We start from the raw sequence: 14,099 nt of genomic DNA, 5'->3' as shown, positions 1-14,099 counted from the left end.
TGCACGAGGAGGCCGGTCCCGTTCGGGGCCGGCCTCCTCTGCGTGCTGCGAGTCTCAGCCCTCGAAGCGGTAACCGAGACCTCGTACGGTGACGAGCATGACCGGGTCCGAGGGGTTCTGCTCGATGCGCGAGCGGATGCGCTTGATGTGCACGTCCAGCGTCTTGGTGTCGCCGAAGTAGTCGCTCCCCCAGACGCGGTCGATGAGCTGGCCGCGGGTCAGCACGCGCCCGGCGTTGCGCATGAGCACTTCGAGCAGTTCGAACTCCTTGAGCGGCATGTTGATCTCCGACCCGTCGACGGCCACGGTGTGCCGGTCGATGTCGAGCACGACGCGGCCGCCCTCGAGCACCCGCTCATCGATCTCGGCCTCGGCCTGCACGACCCGCCGCAGCACCGCACGCATGCGGGCGAGCAGCTCACGCGAGGAGTACGGCTTGGTGATGTAGTCGTCGGCGCCCAGCTCCAGCCCCACGACGATGTCGACCTCGGAGTCCTTGGCGGTGAGCATGATGATCGGTACCGCCGAGCCCTGACGGATCTGCCGGCACACCTCGGTACCCGGCATCCCCGGGAGCATGAGGTCGAGCAGCACGATGTCGGCGCCGCGCTCACGGAACGCCCCGAGCGCGCCGGGTCCGTCCTCGGCGATCTCGACCTCGTACCCCTCCCGTCGCAGCAGGTACGCGAGCGGGTCGGCGAGGTCGGGTTCGTCTTCGACGAGCAGGATGCGAGTCATGCGAGCTCTCCGTTTCGCGCGCGGTCGACGGCGGCCGCCTTCTGCGCGCGTTTCTTCTTCTTCTTGGACTTCTTCGAGACGGCGTCATCGGCGTCGGGGGCGGCGGTGATGGGGAGCCGGATGGTGAAGGTCGAGCCGCGTCCAGGGCGCGACCACAGCCGTACCTCACCCCCGTGGCGCTGAGTGGCGTGCTTGACGATCGAGAGACCGAGGCCCGTGCCACCGGTGCGCCGCGAGCGCGCCTCGTCGGCGCGGTAGAACCGCTCGAACACCCGCTCGCGGTCGGCCTCCGAGATGCCGATGCCCTGGTCGGTGACGGCGATCTCGACGACGTCGCCGTCGGCCTTGACACCGACGCCCACGCGCGAACCCTTGGGCGAGTACGCGATCGCGTTGGCGATGAGGTTGCCGACCGCCTCGATGAGGATCTGCCCGTCGCCGCGCACCCAGACGCCGCGGTCTCCGCCGCGCGTGAGTTCGACCCCGGCAGAGTCGGCCTGGACCGCGTGCCCCTCGATCGAGGCGGCGACGATCTCATCGATTGCGACTGCGCCCACCTCGGCGAGACTCTCGGCCGCTTGCAGCCGGGAGAGGGTCATGATGCGTCCGGTGAGCTGCCCGAGCCGGGAGGCCTCGGCGGAGATGCGAGAGGCGAAGATGCGCACCTGGTCGGGGTCGTCGGCGGCGGAATCGATCGCCTCGGCGAGCAGACTGACTGCCCCGACCGGCGTCTTGAGTTCGTGACTGGTGTTGGCCACGAAGTCGGTGCGCATCTGGTCGAGGCGTTCGCGTTCGGTGACGTCGCGGATGATGAGCAGGCTCAGCTGCGGGCTGATCACGCTGGCCCTGGCCGAGACGAGCCGGGGGTCGAGTGTGACACCGCGGGTGATGCGCAGGGTTTCGGAGACGCTGCCGCCTGCGGCGCGAACGCGGCGCACCAGAGTGCGCAGCTCGGAGTTCTCGAGCGCCGCCCCGGTCGTGATGCCGAAGCCGGTGGCGGCCTGCGAGACGGCGACGACCAGCCCCGAGGCATCCAGCACGCACGCCGCGTCGTCCATGCCCGCGAGCACGTCAGTGACTCCCTGCGGAATCTGCGTCGAGACCTCGTCGGCGAAGCGCGAGCGGGCGCGATAGGCCCACACCATCAACAGGGTGACGCCGACGCCGATGAGCAGACCCAGGGCGAGAGCGATCAACGCGATGTGCGGTGAGGGCATGTTCCTAAGCGTAGGGGGCGTTCGGCCGCCGCTCAGTGTCGAAAGCGGGGTCTGCGAGACGGCGCGGGCTAGTATTCACGTTTCAGGCACCGTTCGTTAACCTTCGACGAACACAATCGGTATCAGTCCGCGCCACAGCTGCGCGCGTCCGATGCGGCGACAGCGCCGAGCCCCGACGAAAGGTTGCGCCGACATGCGCGAAGTCTTCCACCAGTCCCTTGAGGACCTCCAGTCGCGTCTGGTCGAGATCTCCGACCTCGTGACCGTCGCGATCGAGAAGGCGACCCGGGCCTTCGCCGAGAGCGATGTGGCTCTGGCCGAGGAGGTCATCGCCGACGACGCGCAGATCGATGCGATGGCCTTGCGCCTCGACGAGGCCGCCATCGAGATCCTCGCTCGCCAGCAGCCGGTCGCCCGCGACCTGCGCATCGTGATCACGGCCCTGCGCGTCAGCGCCTCGCTCGAGCGCATGGGCGACATGGCCGAGCACATTGCCCAGCTCGCGCGTCTGCGCTTCCCCGAGAGGGCCATCCCCAAGGGCCTGAAGGGCACCTTCCGCCGGATGGGCGAGCTGGATGTGGAGATCTCCCGCACCCTTGGCGACCTGCTGCGCACGCAGGACCTGCGCTTCGCCGACGCGATCCGCAACGCGGATGACGACGTCGACGAGCTGCACGCGAGCGTGTTCGAGAAGGTGCTCTCCGACAACTGGAAGGGTGAGGCCACCGCGACCGTCGACGCCACCCTGGCCAGCCGCTACCACGAGCGCTTCGCCGACCACGCGGTCGCCGTGGCGAAGAAGGTCGTCTACCTCGCCACCGGTGACTGGACGGTCGCCGAAGAGGACATCGCCCTCGCCGCATCCGCACAGGACGACGCCGGAGCCTGACCCGCCTGTCGAAGGCCGCCGAGACCCCGCTTTACCGCCGAGACCCCCAGGTGCAGACGTCTGCACCTGGGGGTCTCGGCGGTAGCTGGGGGTGTCGGCGAGGGGTTACTTCTTGCCCTGCGCGGCGACGGCGGCAGCGCCGGCGGCGGCGGCCTCCGGGTCGAGGTACCGGCCGGGGCCGAGCGGGACGTTGTTCTCGTCGAGCTCGTAGACCAGCGGGATGCCGGTGGGGATGTTCAGCTCGGCGATGTCGTCGTCGCTGATGCCCTCAAGGTGCTTGACCAGGCCGCGCAGCGAGTTGCCGTGCGCGGTGACGAGCACGGTCTTGCCGGCCTCGAGGTCGGGCACGATCTCGTCTTCCCAGTAGGGCAGCAGACGGTCGATGACGAGCTTGAGCGACTCGGTGAGCGGAACCTCACCGTCGATGCCCACGTAGCGGGGGTCATCGACCTGGCTGAACTCGCTGTCAGCGGCGATGGGGGGCGGCGGCACGTCGAACGAACGACGCCACAGCTGGAACTGCTCGGGGCCGTACTCGGCGAGGGTCTCGGCCTTGTCCTTGCCCTGCAGGGCACCGTAGTGACGCTCGTTGAGGCGCCACGTGCGCTTGACGGGAATCCACAGCCGGTCGGCCGAGTCCAGGGCGATGTTCGCCGTCTGGATCGCGCGGCTCAGCAGCGAGGTGTGCAGCACATCAGGCAGGATGCCCGACTCGGCGAGCAGCTCGCCGCCGCGGTTCGCCTCTGCCTTGCCCTTCTCGGTGAGGCGGACATCCACCCAACCGGTGAAGAGGTTCAGTTCGTTCCACTCGCTCTGGCCGTGGCGGAGCAGGATGAGGGTGCGCTTCGCAGTCATGCGCCCAGTTTACGGGCGGCCGGGTCGCGTCTGCTGGGGCAGGATGGTCACATGACGTCATCGCCCCTCGGTCACCCCACCAGGGGCACGACGGGCACCAACCGGCTGCGACGCAATGACCGGTGGATCGCGGCGAGCGCAGCCTTCCGTCGGGCATCCGATCCGCTCGTCGTCGACCTCGGTTACGGCGCGAGCGGGGTGACCGCCTTCGAACTCGCGGCGCGGCTGGTGCGGGTGCGGGCGGATGCCGCGGTGCACGGCTTCGAACTCGATCCCGAGCGGGTCGCGACCGCGAACGCCCAGCTCGTCGAGGTGCGCGCGGGCGAGACATCCTTTCCCGCGGACCTGCCCGTGTCGTTCTCGCGCGGCGGGTTTGAAGTGCCGCTGACCGGCGGACGGCGCCCTGCCGTGATCCGCGCGATGAACGTGCTGCGGCAGTACGACGAGGCGGATGTCGCGGATGCGTGGGGGCGGATGACGGCGCGCCTCGCGCCCGGCGGGATGCTGTTCGAGGGCACGTGCGACGAGATCGGACGCATCGCCTCGTGGGTCGACGTGGATGCCACCGGCGCACCGCAGCGCTTCACGATCTCGCTGCGCTTGGCCGCCCTCGAGCGACCCGGCATCGTCGCCGAACGCCTGCCGAAGGCTCTCATTCACCGCAACGTCCCCGGCGAACGCGTGTATGACCTGCTCGTGGCACTCGACCGGGAATGGGAACGCGCCGCTCCCCTGTCGACGTTCGGGCCGAGCCAGCGCTTCATCGCTGCCGTCACGGCACTGCGCGATCAGGGGGTGCCCGTGCAGGGCGACCGTCGCCGGTGGCGTCTGGGCGAGCTCACGGTGCCGTGGGATGCCGTCGCTCCGGCATCCTGACCACCCATCCCCCTAGACGGGTGCGTGAGGGGGTCAGCCGCGGTGGCGCGGGTCTTCGCCGGCGGGGCGCCGCGACAGGCGCGTGAGACGGGGAACGTCGGCGGTCGCGCCGGCATCCGCGGGGACGATCACCTGCTGGCCAGCGGCGATGTCGACGTCCCCGGCGCGCACGATGAGGTCACCTGCGGGCGCACGGCGCGACAGGATGGCGAGCGCGATCGGACCGTCCTCGTAGTGCCGGGCCACCGAGGTCACCCGACCCACCTCGGCGTCGCCGGCGAAGACGGCATCGCCAGGAGAGGGCAGCACGTCGTCGCTGCCGTCGAGCTGCAGCAGCGCGATGCGGCGCGGCGGATGCCCCAGGTTGTGCACCTTCGCGACCGTCTCCTGCCCGCGGTAGCAGCCCTTGTTGAGGTGCACCGCGCTGCGAATCCAGTCGGTCTCATGCGGGATCGAACGCTCATCGACCTCCGCCGCCCAGCGCGGCCGCCAGGCGGCGACGCGCAGAGCCTCGGCTGCCAGCAGACCCGCGAACGGGCCTTCAGGCAGCTCGGCACCGTCAAGAACGGCGACACTCCACGCATAGTCGGACCCAGGGTGCTCCGCGGTCTCGGCGTACTGGTGCCCGCCGGCGCGTACGCCGGTCCACGGGTCGCGCCAGATCACCGGTACGCCCTGCGGGGCGAATGCCCGCACGGATGCCTCGGCATCACCACCAGCGAAGAAGCCGACCAACAGCGCCTCCGGCCGCACTGTGACCGTCACACGCGAGCGGAACACCATGCGCTGCAACCAGGTGGCCAGCGGTTCGGCATCCGCCGCATCCGCGATCAGCCAGGCGGTCTCGCCGTCGTCAAAGACGGCCGCGGCGTGCTCGACGTGCCCCTGGGGGTCGAGCACGAGCAATTCCGTGCTCTCGCCGGGGGCGAGCCGTGCCACCGACTGCGAGGTGATCGAGTCGAGCCAGGTGAGGCGGTCGGGGCCGGTGACCTCGATGAGGGTACGGTCACCGAGCGGCACGAGGGCGGCACCGGCGGCGAGCGCCCGCTGCTCGGTGCTCGGGTTGCCGAAGTGCAGGATGAGCTGCCCGTCTCTGATGGCGCCGGGGATGCCGTCGAAACCGCTCATGCTCAGACGCGCGCCAGCCGGGCCGAGGCGTGCGAGGCGAGCGGCGAGCCGACCGCGGCGATGTCCCACGCCCACAGCAGGTGGCTGTCGACCAGGCCATACATGCGCGAGGCCTCGGTGTACGCACTGGCGCCTTCGGCGCGCAGGATCATGTCGGTGGCGAGGTCGATCCGCGGACCGGCGACCCGGCCGAGGTAGTGCTCGAGCGTGCCGTCGGAGTGCGCGATGGATGCCTCGAGCGGGAAGCCGTCGGCGGTGCGCAGCGCTTCGACGTCGTCGACGGTGCGCTCGGCGCCGGACTCGGCGGCGGGAAGCAGGGCAGGGCCGGGCTCGGATGCCGTGCTCGGGCGGGCCAGACGCCAGTACCCGGTCTCGGCGATCAACGGCACGGGTTCGTCGGTGCCCTCGCGCCCGAGGAACGACGCGGTGGCCGAATAGTTCAGGTAGGAGCCGCCGTCCTGGCTGAAGCTCACGCGGTGGGAGAACTCGCCCTGATAGCGGTGCTCACCGACGGTGTAGTCGATGACACCCGTGCCCTCCCAGACTCCGATGAGCCAGGAAAGCGGTGCGAGATCGGCGGGGAGGTCGGTCGGAAGATCGAGCACGACGTCCTCCTGGTCAGCGCTGGCCGCGGAACAGGTTCAGCAGCACCACGCCAGAGACGAACACGATCGCGAGGCTGGCGAGGCCGAGCAGGCCAAGGAAGAAGAATTCGAGCGCGACGACATCCATGGCACCACTCTAGCTCTAGACGACGGTGGCCAGGGCGGCGAGACCGAAGCCCACCGAGACCAGGCCCATGAGCATCAGCGCCCCGATGACGCTGCCTGCCACCCGCACGATGAATCCCTGCGGCCTGGCGTACCAGAGCTGCACGGCGAACGAGAGCAGCACGATGCCGCCGAATGAGATCAGCAGCCAGCCGACCCGCAGGTCTTCGGCGACGAAGACGCCCAGCGCGATCGATGTGAGCAGCGCCACGATCCAGACCGCGAGCACACCATGGAAGGCATTGCGCGGTGCGAGAGCCGGTTCGGACATGCTCCTATTGTTGCGCATGGCGTCAGGGTGCGACGGTAACCGGAGCATCCGACCCCATTAGCATGGTCGGGTGGCCCAGCTCTTGGTACTCACCTCACGCGCAGAGCCCGTTCTGCCTGCGCTGGAGCTGCTGCCGCACGCGATCCGCGTCCACCCCGCCGACGCCGCGCATCTCGCGCAGGTGCCGGATGCCGAACTGCTCATCGTCGACGCTCTCACCGAGCTCGTCGCAGCCAAGGCGATGTGTGCTCTGCTGCGCACCGCCGGGCACACCGCGCCGATGTTGCTGGTGGTCAGTGAGGGCGGGATGAGCGCGATCTCGGCCGAGTGGGGGTTCGACGACGTGCTGCTGCAGACGGCGGGGCCGGCCGAGACGGATGCCCGCATCCGCCTGCTGCTGGGCCGGGCCGGCGCGGCGGAGCCGTCGCGCGTGCAGGCCTCGGGCATCACGATCGATGAGGACTCGTACTCGGCGAGGCTGCACGGCAAGCCGCTCGACCTCACGTACAAGGAGTTCCAGCTGCTGCACTACCTCGCCACGCACCCCTCGCGGGTGTTCACGCGGGAGCAGCTGCTGAGCGACGTGTGGGGCTACGACTACTTCGGGGGCACCCGTACGGTCGACGTGCACGTGCGGCGCCTGCGCGCCAAGCTCGGCGAGGCCGATCAGATCATCGGCACGGTGCGCAACGTCGGTTACCGCTTCAACCTCTATGACGATGATCACGCCCGCGAAGGCTGAGTTCACCCGCTCGTCGCAAGTGGATGCAAGGATGTACCCCATGATCGAACCCGCACTCGCCGACGCCGGTCTCGGAGATGCCGAGGACGACGACTTCGACGCCGTCGAAGCGCCGGATGCTCTGCTGCCCGACCACCGCTACCTCGACCGTGAGCTCAGCTGGCTCGCATTCAACCAGCGGGTGCTCGAATTGGCCGAAGATCCGACGCTGCCGGAGCTCGAGCGCGCGAACTTCCTGGCGATCTTCGCCAGCAACCTCGACGAGTTCTTCATGGTGCGTGTCGCCGGCCTCAAGCGCCGCATCATCACCGGCCTTGCCGTGCCGACCAACGTCGGCCGCGCCCCCACCGACGTGCTCGGCGACATCTCGCGGGAGGCGCACGCCCTGCAGCTGCGTCACGCGGACGCCTGGACGACCCAGGTGCGTCCGGCGCTGGCGGATGCCGGTATCGAGATCACCGGCTGGGACGACCTGACCGATGCGGAGCGCGCGGCACTGGGCGAGTACTTCCAGGCGCAGGTGTTCCCCGTGCTCATGCCGCTGGCGGTCGACCCGGCGCATCCGTTCCCCTACATTTCCGGACTGTCGCTGAACCTGGCCATCCGCATCCGCAACGCCCGCACCGGCCGCCAGGACTTCGCGCGCCTGAAGGTGCCGTCGATGCTGCCGCGTTTCGTCGAGGTGCCCGGCGGCGGCGAGATCAAGCGCTTCCTGCCGCTCGAAGTGCTCATCGCCAACCATCTCGAAGACCTGTTCCCGGGGATGGAGGTGCTCGACCACCACGCGTTCCGGCTCACCCGCAACGAGGACGTCGAGATCGAGGAGGACGAGAGCGAGAACCTCATCCAGGCCCTCGAGGCCGAGCTGCTCAAGCGCCGCTTCGGGCCGCCGATCCGTCTCGAGATCACCGACGATATGGATGACGTCACCCTCGACCTGCTGCTGCGCGAGCTCGACATCACCGACCAGGAGGTGTACCGCCTCCCCGGCCCGCTCGATCTGCGCGGGCTGTTCGACCTGTCCCGCGTCGACCGTCCCGACCTGCGCTACCCGCCGCATCTGCCGACGACGGCCGTCGCGTTCCAGCCCGGTGACAGCAATGAGCGCTCCGACATCTTCAAGGCCATCGGCAAGGCCGACGTGCTCGTGCATCACCCGTACGAGTCGTTCGCGACGAGCGTGCAGGCGTTCCTCGAGCAGGCGGCCCGCGACCCGCACGTGCTCGCCATCAAGCAGACCCTGTACCGCACCTCGGGCGACAGCCCGATCGTGCAGGCGCTGATCGACGCCGCACAGGCCGGCAAGCAGGTACTCGCGCTGGTCGAGGTGAAGGCGCGCTTCGACGAGGCGAACAACATCGTCTGGGCCCGCAAGCTCGAGAAGGCCGGTGTGCACGTCGTGTACGGCCTGGTCGGCCTGAAGACCCACTGCAAGCTGGCGCTCGTGATCCGCGAAGAGGACGGCGTGCTGCGCCACTACTCGCACGTGGGCACGGGAAACTACAACCCCAAGACCAGCCGCATCTACGAGGACTTCGGCCTGTTCACCGCCGACCCGCAGGTCGGCAAGGACCTCACCCGCCTGTTCAACGAGCTCAGCGGCTACGCGATCGAGAAGAAGTTCAAGCGCCTTCTCGTCGCCCCGCTGCACCTGCGCAAGGGCCTGCTGCGCCTCATCAACACCGAGCGCAAGAACGCCGAGGCGGGCAAGCCCGCGCACGTGCGCATCAAGGTCAACTCGATGGTCGATGAGCAGATTATCGACGCGCTGTACCGCGCGAGCGCGGCCGGCGTGAAGGTCGACGTCTGGGTGCGCGGCATCTGCAGCCTGCGCTCCGACCTGCCCGGCATCAGCGACAACATCACTGTGCGCAGCATCCTTGGTCGCTATCTCGAGCACTCGCGCATCTTCGCGTTCGAGAACGGCGGCGAGCCGGTGGCCTACATCGGCAGCGCCGACATGATGCACCGCAACCTCGACCGCCGGGTCGAGGCGCTGGTGCGGGTGAGCGATCCCGCCCATGTGCAGGAACTCGTCACGCTGTTCGACACCGCGATGGATGACGGCACGACGTCGTGGCATCTCGGCGCTGAGGGCGTATGGACCCGACACTCGACGGATGCCGCCGGCGAGCCGCTGATCGACCTGCAGGACCGGACCATGTCCGAGGTGCAGCGTCGCCGTCGCAAGCGATCGGTGCGATGACCCCGGCAACGAAGACGGACACCGCGGTCTACGCCGCCGGTGCCGTCGTCTGGCGCCTCGTGGACGAGAAGGTCCACATCCTGCTCATCCACCGCACGAAGTACCGTGACGTGACCCTGCCCAAGGGCAAGGTCGACCCCGGTGAGATGCTCGCCGAGACCGCCGTGCGAGAGGTGCACGAGGAGACGGGCATCCGTGTCGCACTCGGCGTTCCGGTGGGGGTCAGCCGGTACCACATGCGCCCCAAACGCCAGAAGATCGTGCATTACTGGGCGGCGGAGGCCACCGACGCGGCCATCCGCGCGTCGACCTTCGTGCCCAACAACGAGATCGCCGCGATCGAGTGGGTGAGCCTGAAGAAGGCCCGCGCCCGGCTGAGCTACCCGGTCGATGTCGAGATCCTCGACGCTTTCACGCACCTCGTCGACGACGGGGTGCTGCGCACCTTCCCGATCATCGCCCTCCGGCACGCGAAGGCCGCCTCCCGCTCGGAATGGGACGGATCGGATGCCTCGCGACCGCTGACCGAACGCGGACGCCGCCAGGCGAAGGCCATCGTCGGCCCGCTGCGCGCCTTCGGTGTGCGCCGGATCGTCACCAGTGACGCGGTGCGCTGCGTCGAGACGGTCACGCCCCTCGCGAAGAAGCTCGACCGCAAGATCGTGCAGACCTCGCTGATCAGCCAGGACTCCTGGGAAGACGGGCACGACGACATCCGCACCGTCGTCGGAAAGCGGGTGCGCGCCCGCAAGCCCGCGGTGATCTGCAGCCACGGGCCCGTGCTGCCTGGCATCCTCTCGGAGATCGCCCTGTCGACGGGCACCCTGCGCGGGTCGTATGTGAACAGCGCGAGCGCGCTCGACGTCGCCGGCTTCTCGGTGGTGCATCTGTCGGCGACCAACCCCGGCTCCGGCATCATCTCGATCGAAACGCACGAACCGCGCGTCTGATCTCCTCGCGGTGCGTCTTCTCGCCGCCGCATCCTGTTCACCTTCCGTTCACCCGCGCGGGACAGTCTCGTTAACCGTCGCTCCTAGCGTCACTGTGTGCCCTGCACCGGGCTCCACCGCACACCCACCGAACGGATCCACAGTGAAGATCTCCCGAATCGCACGTATCGGCGCCATCGGCGCCGTCGCCGCTCTCGCCCTGGCCGGCTGCGCCGCCAACGAGGGCGCTGCTCCCGAGAGCACCGGCGACACCGGAGCCTCGACCCTCGAGGGAACGCTCAAGGCAACCGGCGCATCGTCGCAGGGCGCCGCGCAGGAGGCCTGGGTCGCCGCCTTCCAGACCGCCAACACCGGCGTCACCATCAACTACGAGCCCACCGGCTCGGGCACCGGCCGCGAGAACTTCATCGCGGGCGCCAGCAACTTCATCGGCTCGGACCGCGCGTTCAAGACCGACGAGTTCGCCGACGGCTTCGCCAGCTGCTCCTCCGACGCCATCGTCGAGGTCCCGCTCTACATCTCGCCCGTCGCTGTGGCGTTCAACCTCGAGGGCATCGAGACGCTGAACCTCGACGCCGCCACCATCGCGGGCATCTTCGCCGGCGACATCACCAACTGGAACGACGCGGCCATCGCCGAGCAGAACGAGGGCGTGGAGCTGCCCGACCTCGCCATCGCCCCGGTGCACCGCTCGGACGACTCGGGCACCACCGAGACCTTCACCGCGTACCTGAACGCGACCGCTCCCGACGTGTGGACCGACGAGGCCGACGGCGTGTGGCCGCTCGAGGGCGGCGAGGCCGCTCAGGGCACCTCGGGTGTCGTGCAGGCCATCAAGTCGGGTTCCGGCACCATCGGCTACGCGGATGCCTCGCAGACCACCGGCCTCGGCCAGGTGCACGTCGGCGTCGGTGACGAGTACGTGCCGTACTCGGCTGAGGCCGCCGCGGCGCTCGTCGAGGCATCGCCTCTCGAAGAGGGCCGCACCGCCGGTGACCTCGTCTTCGCTGTCGACCCGGCTGCCGCGCCGGCCGGTGCGTACCCGATCGCCCTGGTGAGCTACCTCATCGCGTGCGAGGAGTACGAAGACACCAACACCGCCGCTCTCGTGAAGTCGTACTTCGAGTACATCGCCAGCGAAGAGGGCCAGCAGGCCGCCGCCGACAACGCCGGCAGCGCTCCGATCTCGGAGAGCCTGCGCGAGAAGGTCCTCGGCGCCATCGACCTGATCAAGGTCGACTGACCGCATATGAGCGCAGGTTGACACCGATGCCCTCGCGTCCGGACGGGCGCGAGGGCATCGGGCGGTCAGCCGGCATCCATCCTCCAGCCCGAAACAGGAGACCATGAGCACGACGACTTCGCAGGCGCCGTCCGCGCCGCCTGCCCCGGCGGCCCCTCCGGCGCCCATCAAGGCCAAGCAGCGCCTCGGCGACCGGATCTTCTCTGGCACCGCCCTGGGCGCGGGGATCATCATCCTGATCGTGCTCGCCGCGGTCGCGACCTTCCTCATCATCCAGAGCATCCCGGCGTTCAACCCCGACACCAGCGACAACCACATCCTCGAGGGTGAGTCGTTCTGGGCGTATGTGTGGCCGCTCGCCTTCGGCACGCTGTGGGCGTCGTTCATGGCGCTGCTCATCGCCGCCCCGATTTCGATCGGGATCGCCCTGTTCATCTCGCACTATTCGCACCGTCGCCTGGCCGGCTTCCTTGGGTATGTCATCGACCTGCTCGCCGCCGTGCCCTCGGTGGTCTTCGGCCTCTGGGGCGGCCTGGTGCTGGCCCCGCTGCTGCAGCCCTTCTACGTGTGGCTGAACGAGAACGCCGGCTGGATCCCGTTCTTCGGAGGCCAGGTCTCCCCCACCGGTCGCACCATCCTCACGGCGGCCCTCGTGCTCGCCGTCATGGTCATCCCGATCATGACCGCCATCTGCCGCGAGGTCTTCCTGCAGACCCCGAAGCTGCACGAAGAGGCCGCCCTCGCCCTGGGCGCCACCCGCTGGGAGATGGTGCGCATGGCTGTGCTGCCCTTCGCCCGCGGCGGCATGGTCTCGGCCGCGATGCTGGCCCTGGGCCGCGCGCTGGGCGAGACGATGGCCGTGACCATGGTGCTCTCGCCCTCGGCCGTGGTCAGCTTCCTGGTGCTCACCTCCACCAACCCGACCCCGATCCCGGCGAACATCGCCCTCGCATTCCCCGAGGCGCACGACACCGGTGTGAACACGCTGATCGCGACCGGTCTGATCCTGTTCGTCGTGACCTTCGCGGTCAACGCGCTGGCCCGCTGGATCGTCGCGCGCCGCGCCGAGTTCTCTGGAGCGAACTGACATGAACACGCTCACCGCGCCGCCCGCCACCTCCGCCCCCGCGTCGTCGCTCACCTCGGGTCGTCTGCCCCGCTGGGCACCGTGGGCTCTGCTCGGCTTCAGCCTGCTGATCTCGTTCACCGTGATCGGTGTCGCCTCGGTCGGTCAGGACCTCGCCGACTTCAACATCGTCGGGGCCGTCTTCTTCGGCGTGATCCTGTACATGGTGCTGATCACCGTCATCTCGTCGATCGCCGAGAGCCGCCGCAACGCCGTCGACCGCCTGATGACCGCCCTGGTCGCCACTGCGTTCGTGATCGCCTTGCTGCCGCTGATCTCGCTGCTGTGGACCGTGGTCGCCAACGGCATCCAGCGCTTTGACGCCGAGTTCTTCAGCTACTCGATGCGCAACGTCGTCGGAGACGGCGGCGGCATCGTGCACGCCATCTGGGGCACCGTGCTGATCACCCTCATGGCCGCCGTGATGGCCGTGCCCGTGGGGCTCATGACGGCGATCTACCTCGTCGAGTACGGCCGCGGCCGCATCGCGAAGACGATCACCTTCCTCGTCGACGTGATGACCGGCATCCCCTCGATCGTCGCGGGTCTGTTCATCTACTCGGTGTTCGCCCTGTTCATCCGCCCCGGCATCTCGATGGGTTTCATGGGTGCGCTGGCGCTGGCCGTGCTGATGACGCCCGTCGTCGTGCGAGGCAGCGAAGAGCTGCTGCGCATCGTGCCCAACGAACTGCGTGAGGCCGCCTACGCGCTGGGCGTGCCGAAGTGGCTGACGATCCTCAAGGTCGTACTGCCCACCTCGATCGCCGGCATCATGACCTCGGTGATGCTCTCGATCTCCCGCGTGATCGGTGAGACGGCGCCGCTGCTGCTGACCGCCGGATTCACCATGAGCCTGAACACGAACCTGTTCAGCGGGCAGATGATGACCCTGCCCGTGTTCGCCTATAACCAGTACATGAACCAGGGCACCAACGCCGACGCCTCCGTCGCACGCGCGTGGGCCGCCGCCCTCACCCTGATCCTCATCGTCATGCTGCTGAACCTGCTCGCGCGCCTGATCGCGAAGTGGTTCGCCCCCAAGACCGCCGGCCGCTGAGCCGCGTCCGACCCGAAGGAAACCCGACACT

The 14,099-nt window shown here is 68.9% G+C and carries 14 protein-coding genes; 8 read left to right on the top strand and 6 right to left on the bottom strand.

All coding sequences use genetic code 11. From position 1 onward, the window contains the following. Positions 1-54: 54 nt before the first annotated feature. Both WDU93_RS11090 and WDU93_RS11085 read right to left on the bottom strand, forming a co-directional pair. Positions 55-738 (bottom strand): response regulator transcription factor, encoded by a 684-nt coding sequence (locus WDU93_RS11090; RefSeq protein WP_337320580.1) that lies wholly within the window; start codon positions 736-738, stop codon positions 55-57. Next, the gene (locus WDU93_RS11085; RefSeq protein WP_337320578.1) at positions 735-1,955 is read right to left on the bottom strand and encodes a sensor histidine kinase; all 1,221 of its coding nucleotides are present in this window, start codon (positions 1,953-1,955) and stop codon (positions 735-737) included. Before WDU93_RS11085 ends, WDU93_RS11090 begins: the two co-directional genes overlap by 4 nt. Before the next feature lie 193 nt (positions 1,956-2,148). Here WDU93_RS11085 and phoU point away from each other — a divergent pair, with 193 nt between their 5' ends. Continuing rightward, complete coding sequence (gene phoU / locus WDU93_RS11080) at positions 2,149-2,844, top strand: phosphate signaling complex protein PhoU (RefSeq protein WP_337320577.1); 696 nt, start codon at positions 2,149-2,151, stop codon at positions 2,842-2,844. A 105-nt stretch (positions 2,845-2,949) separates the two neighbouring features. Here phoU and WDU93_RS11075 read toward each other — a convergent pair whose 3' ends face one another. Then, positions 2,950-3,699: a phosphoglyceromutase gene (locus WDU93_RS11075; protein WP_337320575.1), complete on the bottom strand. Its 750-nt coding sequence runs from the start codon at positions 3,697-3,699 to the stop codon at positions 2,950-2,952. Positions 3,700-3,750: 51 nt separating this feature from the next. Here WDU93_RS11075 and WDU93_RS11070 point away from each other — a divergent pair, with 51 nt between their 5' ends. Beyond that, positions 3,751-4,575: a class I SAM-dependent methyltransferase gene (locus WDU93_RS11070; protein ID WP_337320573.1), complete on the top strand. Its 825-nt coding sequence runs from the start codon at positions 3,751-3,753 to the stop codon at positions 4,573-4,575. 33 nt (positions 4,576-4,608) lie between these two features. Here WDU93_RS11070 and ygfZ read toward each other — a convergent pair whose 3' ends face one another. The 3 genes from ygfZ to WDU93_RS11055 all read right to left on the bottom strand — a co-directional run bounded on the left by ygfZ (position 4,609) and on the right by WDU93_RS11055 (position 6,744). Further along, positions 4,609-5,703, bottom strand: a complete 1,095-nt coding sequence (gene ygfZ, locus WDU93_RS11065; RefSeq protein ID WP_337320571.1) for a CAF17-like 4Fe-4S cluster assembly/insertion protein YgfZ — start codon at positions 5,701-5,703, stop codon at positions 4,609-4,611. A gap of 2 nt (positions 5,704-5,705) precedes the next feature. Continuing rightward, entirely contained in the window at positions 5,706-6,308 is a 603-nt protein-coding gene (locus tag WDU93_RS11060) for a nitrobindin family protein (protein WP_337320569.1), read from the bottom strand. Between the two features lie 142 nt (positions 6,309-6,450). Next, positions 6,451-6,744: a hypothetical protein gene (locus tag WDU93_RS11055; RefSeq protein WP_337320567.1), complete on the bottom strand. Its 294-nt coding sequence runs from the start codon at positions 6,742-6,744 to the stop codon at positions 6,451-6,453. Between the two features lie 70 nt (positions 6,745-6,814). On the opposite strand from WDU93_RS11055, the gene WDU93_RS11050 reads away from it, so the two are divergent. From WDU93_RS11050 to pstA, 6 genes are all read left to right on the top strand, one after another. After that, entirely contained in the window at positions 6,815-7,486 is a 672-nt protein-coding gene (locus WDU93_RS11050; RefSeq protein ID WP_337320565.1) for a response regulator transcription factor, read from the top strand. 40 nt (positions 7,487-7,526) lie between these two features. Beyond that, the gene (locus tag WDU93_RS11045) at positions 7,527-9,692 is read left to right on the top strand and encodes an RNA degradosome polyphosphate kinase (RefSeq protein WP_337320563.1); all 2,166 of its coding nucleotides are present in this window, start codon (positions 7,527-7,529) and stop codon (positions 9,690-9,692) included. Then, the gene (locus tag WDU93_RS11040) at positions 9,689-10,642 is read left to right on the top strand and encodes an NUDIX hydrolase (RefSeq protein ID WP_337320561.1); all 954 of its coding nucleotides are present in this window, start codon (positions 9,689-9,691) and stop codon (positions 10,640-10,642) included. The genes WDU93_RS11045 and WDU93_RS11040 overlap by 4 nt, the downstream gene beginning before the upstream one ends. Positions 10,643-10,784: 142 nt before the next feature. Next, complete coding sequence (locus WDU93_RS11035; RefSeq protein WP_337320559.1) at positions 10,785-11,885, top strand: phosphate ABC transporter substrate-binding protein PstS; 1,101 nt, start codon at positions 10,785-10,787, stop codon at positions 11,883-11,885. A gap of 103 nt (positions 11,886-11,988) precedes the next feature. Further along, entirely contained in the window at positions 11,989-12,972 is a 984-nt protein-coding gene (gene pstC / locus WDU93_RS11030; protein WP_337320557.1) for a phosphate ABC transporter permease subunit PstC, read from the top strand. Position 12,973: 1 nt separating this feature from the next. Further along, on the top strand, positions 12,974-14,068 hold the full coding sequence (pstA, locus tag WDU93_RS11025; protein WP_337320556.1) for a phosphate ABC transporter permease PstA: 1,095 nt from the start codon (positions 12,974-12,976) through the stop codon (positions 14,066-14,068). Positions 14,069-14,099: the final 31 nt, after the last annotated feature.

This window comes from Microbacterium istanbulense (genome assembly GCF_037204145.1).
GTDB classification, from domain to species: Bacteria; Actinomycetota; Actinomycetes; order Actinomycetales; family Microbacteriaceae; genus Microbacterium; species Microbacterium istanbulense.
This window is presented reverse-complemented; position numbering and strand designations above follow the sequence as displayed.

Excerpts from the sequence above, each read along its gene's own strand:
- WDU93_RS11055 (WP_337320567.1), bottom strand. The coding sequence starts at position 6,744 with ATGTCCGAACCGGCTCTCGCACCGCGCAATGCCTTCCATGGTGTGCTC.
- phoU (WP_337320577.1), top strand. The coding sequence starts at position 2,149 with ATGCGCGAAGTCTTCCACCAGTCCCTTGAGGACCTCCAGTCGCGTCTG.
- WDU93_RS11040 (WP_337320561.1), top strand. The coding sequence starts at position 9,689 with ATGACCCCGGCAACGAAGACGGACACCGCGGTCTACGCCGCCGGTGCC.
- WDU93_RS11090 (WP_337320580.1), bottom strand. The coding sequence starts at position 738 with ATGACTCGCATCCTGCTCGTCGAAGACGAACCCGACCTCGCCGACCCG.
- pstA (WP_337320556.1), top strand. The coding sequence starts at position 12,974 with ATGAACACGCTCACCGCGCCGCCCGCCACCTCCGCCCCCGCGTCGTCG.
- WDU93_RS11070 (WP_337320573.1), top strand. The coding sequence starts at position 3,751 with ATGACGTCATCGCCCCTCGGTCACCCCACCAGGGGCACGACGGGCACC.
- ygfZ (WP_337320571.1), bottom strand. The coding sequence starts at position 5,703 with ATGAGCGGTTTCGACGGCATCCCCGGCGCCATCAGAGACGGGCAGCTC.
- pstC (WP_337320557.1), top strand. The coding sequence starts at position 11,989 with ATGAGCACGACGACTTCGCAGGCGCCGTCCGCGCCGCCTGCCCCGGCG.
- WDU93_RS11045 (WP_337320563.1), top strand. The coding sequence starts at position 7,527 with ATGATCGAACCCGCACTCGCCGACGCCGGTCTCGGAGATGCCGAGGAC.
- WDU93_RS11085 (WP_337320578.1), bottom strand. The coding sequence starts at position 1,955 with ATGCCCTCACCGCACATCGCGTTGATCGCTCTCGCCCTGGGTCTGCTC.
- WDU93_RS11075 (WP_337320575.1), bottom strand. The coding sequence starts at position 3,699 with ATGACTGCGAAGCGCACCCTCATCCTGCTCCGCCACGGCCAGAGCGAG.